Here is a 10437-nt window from a genome sequence, read left to right on the forward strand (position 1 = left end):
GAGCTGTTACTTGGCGGCGGACTGGGCGGCGGTCAGCGCGTCCTTCGGTGACTTCGAGCCGCTGAGGGCGGACTGGACGGCCTTCCACATCTGCTCGGAGATCTTGGGGTACTTGGTGCCCAGGTCGTCGCTGGTGCGGCCCTTGGCCGCCTTGACCGCGTCCACCCAGGGCTGCAGCCCGGGGTTGGCCGCCACCTGCTTGTCCTGGACCTCGGTGGTGGGGGCCACGTAGGAGAGGGTGGTGTCGGTGTCGTACAGGTTCTGGGTACTGGTCAGGCAGGTCGCGATCTTCTGCGTGGTGGCGTAGCGGTCGGTCGAGTCCTGGACCGGGACGGTGACGAACTCGCCGCCCGTCGGGGCCGCGGCGCTGCCTCCGTCGGCGCCGGGGACGGGTATGACCCCGTAGTCGAAGCCTGCCTTCTCGGCGTTCGCGAGCTGCCAGGTGCCGTTCTCGCTGAACGCGTAGTCGCCGGTCGCGAACTCCTGCCAGCTGGTGGTCTGGGTGTTGTTGAGCACGGAGTTGGGGGCGTAGCCCTTGTCCAGCCATTCCTTCCACAGGGACAGCGCGGAGACGGCCGCGGGCGAGTCGAGTTCGGTCAGCTTCGCGCCGGAGCCCCAGAGCCACGGCAGGAACTGGAAACTGCCCTCCTCGGTGCCGATCGCGGAGAAGGTGATGCCCTTCTTGCCCGCCTGCTTGACCTTCGCCAGGGCCGCGGTCAGCGTCTCCCAGTCCTTGACGGAGGAGATGTCCACCCCGGCCTGCTTCAGCACCGCCTTGTTGTAGTAGAGGGCGAGGGTGTTGGCGCCGATCGGGGTGCCGTAGGTCTTGCCGCCCGACTGGCCGGCGGCGAGCAGGTTGGGGTCGACCTTCGACGTGTCGAGCTTGTTGTCGTCGGTCGTGGTGAGCACGCCCGCCTCGGCCAGGGTCGACACCACGGGGTTGTCGACGATGAGGACGTCCGGGGAGTTGCCCTGCTGCGCCGCCAGAAGTGTCTTGTTCGCCAGGTCGCTGGTGTCGAACCCGGTCCGCTTGATCTTCACGCCGGCCTCGGTGCCGCAGGCGTCGAGCAGCTTCACCCACGCCGAGCCCTTGGCGAACTGCGGGTAGGGGTCCCAGATGGTGTACGTGCCGTTGTCCGCCGCCTGTGTCCCGGTGCCCCCCGAGCCGGAACCGCAGGCGGTGGCGCTGGTGGCGACTGCCAGGGCGGTCAGGGCTGCGGCGGTCAGGCGGCGCCTTCTGGAGAAGCTGTTCATCGCGGTTTCCTTTGTTTTTGGCATGCGGGTGCCGAGGGCGGGGGTTCCGGGTGGGGCGGGCACGCCGAACGGCAGTGATGAGTGGTTGATGAACGGTTCGAGCGTCCGGTGGGGCGAAGACAGGGGAGAGGGGTGTGGTCAGGGCGTCGTATCGGACCCGGCGTCCGCGAGGGGCGTGGTTCCCGCGGGCCCGGTGCTGGCCCGCAGGGAGATGGGCGGCACAAGGAGGTGGTGCCGGGGCGGTGCGTCGGGATGGTCGAGCCGTTCCACCAGCAGGTCGACGGCGAGACGGCCCATCTCCGCCGCCGGTACGTCCGCCGCGGTGAGCTGCGGGGTCACCGTCTCCGCCCAGCGGCCGGCCACGACCCCGGTGACGGAGAAGTCGCGCGGCACATGGCGGCCGGCCTCGGCCAGCCCTCGGTAGAGCCCTCCCAGCGCGGCCTCGTTCAGTGTGACCAGGGCCGTGGTGGCCGGGTCGTCGTGCAGGATCCGCTCCAGACAGGTCTGGCCCGAGGCGGCGTCGTCGCCGCAGCAGTACGTCCGGACCGTCAGCCCGCGCTCGGCCGCGGCCTTCGTGAAACCGTCCAGGCCCCGGTGCGCGGACTCGTATCCCGCCCGCAGCAGTTGCTCAGGACGGTTGACGAAGGCGACCCGGCGGTGGCCCAGGTCCGCGAGGTGATGGACGCACCGCTGCACCAGCGCCGTGTGGTCCAGTCCCACCCACCAACTGCCCTCGGGACGCGCGGTACGGCCGATGGCGACGGAGGGGAAGTCCAGCGTGGCCAGGTGCTCCGCCCGGTCGTCCTCCAGTCTGATCTCCATCAGAATCGCCCCGTCCACCCGCCGCTCCCCCAGCAGGCGCTGGAAGGAACGGTCGCTGTCGACTCCGCTGGGGGACAGCAGCACGTCGTAGTCATGGGTCGCGGCGGCCTCCACCACGCTGCCGATGAAGTCCAGCTGCATCCCGGTGTAGTGATTCCCGGCCGGCGGGAAGACCAGGCCGATGGTGCTGGTCCGTCCGTTGGCCAGGGCACGTGCACTGGCGCTGGGCCGGTAGCCCAGCTCGTCGACCACCTGCTGGATCTTCCGGCGCGTGTCGTCCGAGACCGGGCGCTTGCCGCTCAGCGCGTAGGAGACGGTGCTGCGCGAGACACCGGCCCGCCGGGCGATCTCACCGATGTTCACGGCAACTCCTAGATCGAACCGGTTCGATTCCCCGAGGGAAACGCTCGCCGGTCGGGTGGGACTGGAGGAACGAAAGCAGGGCGACTGCCGGTCGTCGAACCGGTTCGCGTGAAGTGAAGGTAGGAACATCCCGGACGGCTGTCAACACCTCGGGCCACACATCCGCAACCTGGCGGAAATGACGGGAGGACCTGGTGTCGGAGGGATTGCTGGTCGAGTTTCCCGGTGCTAGCTTCGCCGAACCGGTTCGAGGAGGCGATCCTTCCGGCAGCCGTGGGCCCGATCTGCGGGCCACCGAAGCACGGAGCCGCCCCATCCCTGCCACCTCGAGAAATGCCCTTGCCCCGCGGCCCGCCTGAGTCGAACCGGTTCGACTCGCTCGCTCTCCGCCATCCGATCGCTCCCTCTCCCCCATCCGAGCCGCACGGAACCCATGGAGCCACTCTGCGACGACGTGCATGTCGTGTGGACATGTCATGCAGGCGAGCAGCCGACCGAGGTGGCCCACCGGAACCGCTCACTCAAGGATTAGGACGCAATCCATGCCATCCGCTGACAGATCCACTCGGCGCCGAGCCGCGGCCGCCGTGGCGATGACTCTCGGCGCGGGCCTGCTGGCCGCACCGGCCGTCCCCGCGCAGGCGGCCGACACACCCCTGCCCACCGCCCGCTACACCTTCGACCAGGACGACCTCGCCTCGGGCCAGATCACCGACAGTTCGGGCAACGGCCTGACGGCGAGCCTGGTGAACGGCTCCACCGCCCAGTCCGTCGCGGGCACGGGCGGAGGCAAGGCGCTCGCCCTGCCCGGCGGGGCGCCCACCTCGAACGGCGCGTACGTCCGCCTTCCCCGCGAAGTACTCGGCGACGCAACGGACTTGACGGTCTCCGCCCGCGTGAAGTGGAGCGGCGACACGTCGTCCTGGCAGCGGATCTTCGATCTGGGCACCAACACCACCAAGTACCTCTTCGCCACCCCGTACAACGGCAACGGACTGCTGCAGACCTCCGTGACGACCGGCGGAGGCGGCGCGGAGGCACAGGTCCGAGGTTATGCACCGCTCCCCGCCGACCAGTGGCGGACCGTCACCGTCACCCTGGACACCTCCGCCGGCCGGATCACCACCTACCTCGACGGCGTGGCGGTCTCCTCCACCGAGACCGGCATCAAGGCCAGGGACGTGCTGGACAGTTCGGCCACGGCAGCCGGTTACATCGGCAAATCCTTCTGGCCGGATCCACTGCTCAAGGGCGCGGTCGACGACTTCACCGTGTGGCATGCGGCGCTCAACTCCGAGCAGGTGGCCGGCCTGGTCGGGAGCGTCCCCACCCTCCAGGAGCTCTCGAACACGTCCTTCGAGGCCCGTACGACGACCGGAACCGCCCCGTCCCTCCCCGCCGCCGTCCGCTCCTCCTTCTCCGACGGTTACGACCGTGACACGCCGATCACCTGGGACGAAGTACCGTCCGCCGAGTACGCCCAACCCGGCACGTTCACGGTGGCCGGGACCGCGGCCGGGCGTGCGGTGAAGGCGACGGTCACCGTGGTCCGCGAGGGGCAGCTCACCGTCGACCTCGGCTCGGACACCGGTGCCTTCCACGGCGGCGCCTCCGGCACGCTCTACGGGGTGTACGGGCCGGACGTCCCCACCAACAACCTCATCGAGGGCATGGGCCTGCGCACGGTCTCCACCAAGGCGCAGGACGGCCCGCAGCACCCCGGTGCCGACGCGCTGGAGGTGGTCAAGCCGCTGGCCGACTCCACCGACGGTGACGTGTACATCTACATGACCGACATCCACCGCGGCTTCCCGTACCAGTGGCCGGGCGACACCCCCGAGGAGAAGCTCAAGCTCTACAAGGAGAAGATCGCGGAACAGGTCGACCAGGTCCTGAAGCTGCCGAAGGAATACCAGGACAACATCGTCTTCGTGCCGTTCAACGAGCCCGAGGGCAACATGTTCGGCACCGGCGAGTGGAGCTACAACAAGGTCAGCTGGCTCAACGACCCCGACGACTACTTCGCCGCCTGGGACGACTTCTACAAGCTCATCAAGGGCAAGATGCCCGACGCCCGCATCGCCGGCCCCAACACCAGCGTCCTCTACGACCAGGTGAAGGGCTTCCTCACGCACGCCCTGGCCGCCGGCACCCTCCCGGAGGTCATCACCTGGCACGAGCTGAGCCACCCGGAGGCGGTGCGCGACAGCGTCGCCAAGTACCGGGCGTGGGAGAAGGACCTGTTCAAGGGCACCGACCGCGAAGGCACCCAACTCCCAATCAACATCAACGAGTACGCCTTCAACTACCACACCTCGGTCCCCGGCCAGATGATCCAGTGGGTGTCCGCGATCGAGGAGTCCAAGGTGGACGCCGACATCGCGTACTGGAACATCGACGGCAACCTCTCCGACTCCGCGGTGCAGTCCAACCGCGGCAACGGCCAGTGGTGGCTGCTGAACTCGTACGCCTCGATGAGCGGGCACACGGTGAAGGTGACCCCGCCGTTCCCCGGCGAGAACTACACCATGCAGGGCGTCGGCACGCTCGACGAGAAGAAGAAGCAGGCGCGGCTGATCTTCGGCGGCTCCACCGGCAAGGGGCACATCACCTTCGACAACGTCCCGAAGAAGCTCTTCGGCGACCGGGTGCACGCCTGGGTGCGGGAGATCGACTGGAGCGGGCAGCTGGGCGACTCGCCCGGCCCGAAGCTGCTCAGCGAGCAGAACCTGAAGGTCGCTGACGACGGCACGGTCGTCGTCGACTTCGGCGACGGCACGCTGCCGAAGCTGGCAGAGTCCTCGGCGTACGAGATCGTCCTCAGCCCGGCCGGGAAGGCGAAGGCCGCGCAGTCCCCGCCCGTGCGCTGGCAGGCTTCGTACGAGGCGGAGGACGCCGCCCACACCGGGTCCGGCTACTCCAGGAACGGCCCGGAGGGCTCGCCCCGCGACGTGTCGAAGTTCTACACCTCCGGCGGCTACGACGTGGGCGGACTGCGCACCGGCTCGGACGTCACGCTCGACTTCACGGTGGACGTGCCACAGGACGGCACGTACGACCTCAGCGTCTTCGCCAACTCCCTCAACACCTTCGACAAGGTGAAGGAGCAGGGCCCCACCAACGTCTTCCTGCGCGTGGACGGCAAGGCGGACAGCGAGCAGGAGCTGTACCTGCCGCTGGGCTACAAGTGGGTGGTCTGGGACCACACCGACACCAAGGTCGAGCTCACCAAGGGCAAGCACACCCTCACGCTCGCCGCGAAGAGCGCCGACGGCAAGCGCGCCACGAAGGGCGACGCCATCGTCGACCGCCTCACCCTGTCCTTGCCGGAGGCTTCAGCCGGCACTCAGGTGTACGAGGGCGAACTGGCCTGGCTGGACGGCGGAGCGCGACCCGTCTACGACCTGCCGAAGCAGGCGGCCACCGGATCGGGCGCGGCCCGGCTCGCCAAGGGCCAGACCGCCACGTTCTGGGTCTACTCGCCCGCCGACCGTGAGGCCACCCTCAAGGTCGACACCCTCGGCGGCTCGGGCGCCCGGCTCTCCGTCAACGGCCACGACGTCCTGCGCCTGGCCAAGGGCAGGAACAGCGCGGCGGTCTCCCTCTCTGGCGGCGTCAACAAGGTGACGCTGACCGGAGGTTCGTCCGCCACCCTCGTCGACCGCCTCACGGTCACGCCGACCGAGGGCGCGCTGCCGGCGCGTACGTACGAGGCGGATGCCGCCAAGCTGGCGGGCTCGGCCACGCTCACCCCGCTCTCGCTGGCCACAGGCGGCACGGCGATCACCGGCATAGGCGGCGAGCCCGGCAACGGCAACACCGCGACCTTCACCGTCTCCGCCGACCGGAGCGGCCTCTACGCGCTGCGCATCCGCTACTCCAACCCGGAGCAGTCCGAGGCCACCCACTACAACCCCGACCCGCTCGCCCGCCACGCCGACATCAGCGTCAACGGCGGCGAGGCACAGCGCGTCGGCTTCCCGCACAGCTTCCACCAGAACAACTTCTGGGAGCTGACCGTCCCGGTCCACCTGAAGAAGGGCCAGAATACGATCGCGTTCCGCTCCGAGGAACTGCCGAACTTCGACGGCAAGACCTACGCGTCGGACACCTTCCCGGGCGTACTGCTCCGCTCCCGCTACGCGCCGCTGATCGACCGGATCACCGTCGCGCCGTACGCACGAGAGGCGCGATGAGGTAAACACCACCGGCGGCGAGGTGAGGCGCGCGAAGGCCGGGCAGCGGGACACCGCGTCCCGCGCCCTGCCGACAGCGCGCCCACCTCGCAGGTCATGCACCACCACTCGCACAGGCCCGGGAACATGCGGCCCAGAGCGACAGCGATCTTTTCTGTCTCACGGATGAGGGCTGGCCGAGCGCTGCGCGTCCGGCATCACCGCCAACACCGAGGTGCTGCGCGCGACGGTCGAGAACTCCATCGGCCTGGTCACCGCCCTCAACCCGCACATCGGATACACGTGCCGCCACCGACATTGCCAGGGAGGCGCTCGCCACCGGCTGCGGCGTGGCCGAACTCGTCCTGCAGAAGGGGCCGTTGACCGTTGAGACGCTCGCCGGCCTGCTGCGGCCCGAGGCCGTGGCGGGCGTCGGTCAAGCCCTGGCCTGACGTGCGCGGCGCACCGGGGTAACCGGCGTGGGAGACGCTTCGGCGGTACGGGCCGGTATGCCTCCTGAAGGGTTCGACGCCGTCATGCGGTAGCTCGCCCGCGCGGACGGGTCCAGCTGGGTAACCGGCGGCACGAAAGTCGTCATCGCGTGTCCGTCCTGTTCGGGGCGACGAACATCCGTCACCTCGATCGCAGGACAGCCCGCGAAGGGCGCCGCTGTTCGAGCCGCGTCCCGCGTACCTTCGTATCAGGCCGCGAGGTCTAACCTACGACCGCGAGAAGCGCGATCGCCGCCTCGCCGCTGCTATCGAGGTTGACCGGAAGGGGCACGCAGAACATGACCGGGCAACGCGACCGTTGGGCGGAACTGACAGGCGGACAAGCCGGGGAGGAGTACGCTCAGCGATTCGCGCGGCTCGCCGAATCGGGCCACGACATCCACGGCGAGGCCGCCTTCTGCGCCGCCCTGCTGAAGCCCCCGGCCCGGGTACTCGACGCCGGCTGCGGCACCGGCCGGATCGCGATCCGGCTCGCCGAGCTGGGCCACCACTGCACCGGCGTGGACGTCGACCCCTCCATGCTCGCCGTCGCCCGCCGCAACGCCCCCACGCAGGAATGGCTCCACGGCGACCTGGCCCGCCTGGAAGGCCTCGGCCTGAAACCGGGCTTCGACCTGGTGCTCGCCGCCGGCAACGTCATCCCCCTGCTGGCCTCCGGCACCGAATCAGCCGTCGTCCGGCAACTGGCCGCCGCACTGCGCCCCGGCGGACTGCTGGTCACGGGCATGGGACTGGACGCGGCACACCTGCCGCTGCCGGAACCGCCAGTGACCTTGACGCAGTTCGACCACTGGTGCACCCATGCCGGACTGACCCTGCTTCGGCGATACGCCACCTGGGACGGCGATCCCTACCATCCGGGCGGCGGTTATGCCGTCAGCGTGCACTCCCGCCCCACGACCTGAGTTCCTCATCTTCGGCCGGCGTGAAGTTCGGCGAGCGTCGCGGCTCGTTCGACGGCTTTCTCAACGTCGTAGCGGCGTGTCCGGTGCAGGGTCCGCAACACCTGGTGGCCGTCCGGGACCCGTGCCGGTGAGTGGTCGCCACGGTGGGGCCACTGAACGGCTCTGGCACAGATCTTGGGGAGCGGTCGCGGAGGGTCACTGGAGCAGGATCATCTTGCGGAGTAGTTCGAATCCGGCTCGGCCATAGAGCTGTCTCTTGATCTTTTTCACGCGTGTCACGGCACCCTCGGTGCCTCCCGAGCTCCAGTGCAGGGTCAGTCCGGCGATCACGGCTTCGAGGTCAGCGGTCAGCCCGCGGGCGAAGCCGGTGATGCCGGGCAGCTGCGCGGCGCGGGTGGTGTTGATCCAGTCCGGCAGGTCAGCGCCGGTGCGCTGGGTGAGCATCTGGGCGAAGTCCCGTACGAGTTCATGGGTTTGCTCCAGCTCCGGGCAGGCGTCGAGTACCGCCTTGAGCTGCTGGGTCTCGTCCTCGGTGAGGGTGTCGGGGTGTCGGGTGATCCAGCCGACGACGGCGCGGACGGACGGCGCGGGGGCCGGTGCGGGTGCGTTGGGCCACTGTAGGCGGCTGCGGGCCCAGTCCCGCGGGCTGCTGTAGGGCACCGGATGACCGCGGTCGGCGAGTTCCTCGCGTAACTCGATGATGGTGATCGCGCCGTCGGTTTCGTCGATGCGCCGTTGCAGGTATGGCTGATGAACATCGAGGCGGCTGGGGCGGGAACTGCGTCCGGTGACCATGTCCTGCCAGCGGGCGGCGCGCGCATACCGCTGGACGGTGTGCCTTCCCCAGCCCAGGTGGCGGGCAATGGCACGGAGCCCTGTCCCCTCGCTCAACAGGCCGTGGACCAGGGCATGATGGGCGCGCATCCGCTCGGCCCGCCGACCAGTGGGCCAAGAGAGTGAGCGCGGCTCGACGACGGAGCCTTGGTCGGCGTTCCCCTCGGTGGCCGCCTGGTCCGGCTGCGGTGCGATGGAACGCAGGCAGTCGCGGTGCGCGGCAACGCACTTCTCGACGGCCTGACCGAGGTTCTGCAGCAAGTGATACCTGTCCGCGACCTGGAGTGCCTGGCCTGCGGGGCTCCGAGCGCGGCGCCCTCGGCGTAGGCGCCGGCGCGGTCACGGCAGATCACCTCAACTCCCCGGTGGGCCGCCAGCCACGCCGCCAAGGGTGCCCCTTCGCGTCCCGGCAGGACATCGATGGGCCGGTGGCGTTCGCCATCCGTGATCACGGTGGCATACGAGTGGCCACGCCGGGTGGCGAAGTCGTCCACCCCGAGTACACGCTGCGTGGTGAACTGCAGATCCGGCAGCGCCATGACCCGGCGCAGCAGGGTCATCCGCCCAGCGCCGAGGCCCAGTTGGGCAGCCAGCCGGGCGCCGGCCCGTCCGGCCAGCGCGAGCCCGATGCGCTCCAGGGTGTGGTTGAGCCGGGTGGTGAAGCGTGCATACGGGGCGGTCAGCTGCGCGAACGGCTCGGCAAAGGTGCGGCGCGAACAGTTCGTGTCGCAGCAGATGAACCGCCGGACCCGCAGCAGGATCACGACGCCCTGCCCGCCGAGCGGGAGAGATCCTTCAACCTGCGCTGGTAGGAGTCGTGCACCCGTTCCGAGAAGTGACCGCAGTCCGGACAAACGGCACCCGCAGCCCGGCCTCTCGCCACGACGTCGACCGTGCCGAAGGCAGCGGTCACCGCCTCGACGTCCACGTCGTCGATCCCGTCGAACACCAGCAAGTCCCAGAACGCTGGATCGGCCTGCATGACCAGCACCGTCACCGGCCACAGTCGACAACTGCGCAGGTCCGCAGAAACCTGATGGAGCGTCACTGTCGCCTGTCCGACGGCGAGGCGTACGCGGTCTCACGCGAGACCACCCTCTCGCAATCGAACACCGCGGTGACCCTCCGCGACCGCTCCCCAAGATCTGTGCCAGAGCCCACTGAACACCGCCCTGGCCATCGTGATCAGTGCGGTGCCCTCCCTCACCTGGACGGCTGCCACGTCTTGCACGCCGCTCGCGTCGACCTGCTCCGCGCCGCGGCCGACACGACAGAGCCGACAGAGCACAGCCCTCGTAGCCGAGGGCGCGGTTCTGTTCGGCGAAGGCGCGTAGCCCCGGCAGGTCGGTGATGCGTGTCCACAATCCGCTGACCGGGTGCGGCGCCCCGGCGGCCCTGGCGTCCAGCAGGATGCGGGAGCGCAATACCACGGTTTCGGTTCCCTTCGCGCTCCACCGGTAGCCGACGGCGCGTTCCGGGGAAGTCCGCGGGCATCGCCCGCCTTATGTGGAATCGAGCCGGGCTAGTAGTGCGGCCGATTGCAGAGGAAGCAGCCGTCCCAGAGCGGGAGCG

General features: G+C 69.4%; 7 protein-coding genes and 3 pseudogenes. 4 read left to right on the forward strand and 6 right to left on the reverse strand.

Annotated features, from left to right (window positions below; translation table 11 throughout):
* Positions 1–6: 6 nt before the first annotated feature.
* Positions 7–1254 (reverse strand): sugar ABC transporter substrate-binding protein, encoded by a 1248-nt coding sequence (locus AC5P09_RS30270; protein ID WP_493876924.1) that lies wholly within the window; start codon positions 1252–1254, stop codon positions 7–9.
* A 138-nt stretch (positions 1255–1392) separates the two neighbouring features.
* Positions 1393–2439: a LacI family DNA-binding transcriptional regulator gene (locus AC5P09_RS30275; protein ID WP_493876925.1), complete on the reverse strand. Its 1047-nt coding sequence runs from the start codon at positions 2437–2439 to the stop codon at positions 1393–1395.
* Positions 2440–2981: 542 nt separating this feature from the next.
* Here AC5P09_RS30275 and AC5P09_RS30280 point away from each other — a divergent pair.
* The gene (locus AC5P09_RS30280) at positions 2982–6635 is read left to right on the forward strand and encodes a LamG-like jellyroll fold domain-containing protein (protein WP_493876926.1); all 3654 of its coding nucleotides are present in this window, start codon (positions 2982–2984) and stop codon (positions 6633–6635) included.
* 87 nt (positions 6636–6722) lie between these two features.
* Here AC5P09_RS30280 and AC5P09_RS30285 read toward each other — a convergent pair.
* Positions 6723–6802, reverse strand: a pseudogene (locus tag AC5P09_RS30285) (transcriptional regulator); the annotation flags it as partial.
* Positions 6803–6807: 5 nt separating this feature from the next.
* Between AC5P09_RS30285 and aspA the strand changes: the two are divergent.
* Both aspA and AC5P09_RS30295 read left to right on the forward strand, forming a co-directional pair.
* Positions 6808–7066 (forward strand): annotated as a pseudogene (aspA, locus tag AC5P09_RS30290) (aspartate ammonia-lyase); the annotation flags it as partial.
* Positions 7067–7404: 338 nt separating this feature from the next.
* Positions 7405–8031 carry a class I SAM-dependent methyltransferase gene (locus tag AC5P09_RS30295; protein ID WP_493876927.1) on the forward strand — a complete coding sequence of 209 codons (627 nt, stop codon included), beginning with the start codon at positions 7405–7407 and terminating at the stop codon, positions 8029–8031.
* Between the two features lie 195 nt (positions 8032–8226).
* Here the strand turns inward: AC5P09_RS30295 and AC5P09_RS30300 are convergent, their stop codons facing one another.
* Entirely contained in the window at positions 8227–9126 is a 900-nt protein-coding gene (locus AC5P09_RS30300) for an ISL3 family transposase (RefSeq protein WP_493876928.1), read from the reverse strand.
* Positions 9127–9209: 83 nt separating this feature from the next.
* Positions 9210–9359 (reverse strand): annotated as a pseudogene (locus AC5P09_RS30305) (transposase); the annotation flags it as partial.
* On the opposite strand from AC5P09_RS30305, the gene AC5P09_RS30310 reads away from it, so the two are divergent.
* Positions 9294–9677, forward strand: coding sequence for a hypothetical protein (locus AC5P09_RS30310; RefSeq protein ID WP_493876932.1), 384 nt, complete (start codon positions 9294–9296; stop codon positions 9675–9677). The pseudogene AC5P09_RS30305 and the gene AC5P09_RS30310 sit on opposite strands and share 66 nt — an antisense overlap.
* On the opposite strand, the gene AC5P09_RS30315 is transcribed toward AC5P09_RS30310, so the two are convergent.
* Positions 9626–9847 carry a hypothetical protein gene (locus tag AC5P09_RS30315; RefSeq protein WP_493876929.1) on the reverse strand — a complete coding sequence of 74 codons (222 nt, stop codon included), beginning with the start codon at positions 9845–9847 and terminating at the stop codon, positions 9626–9628. The two genes, AC5P09_RS30310 and AC5P09_RS30315, sit on opposite strands and share 52 nt — an antisense overlap.
* Positions 9848–10437: the final 590 nt, after the last annotated feature.

Source organism: Streptomyces sp. a15 (assembly GCF_059026085.1).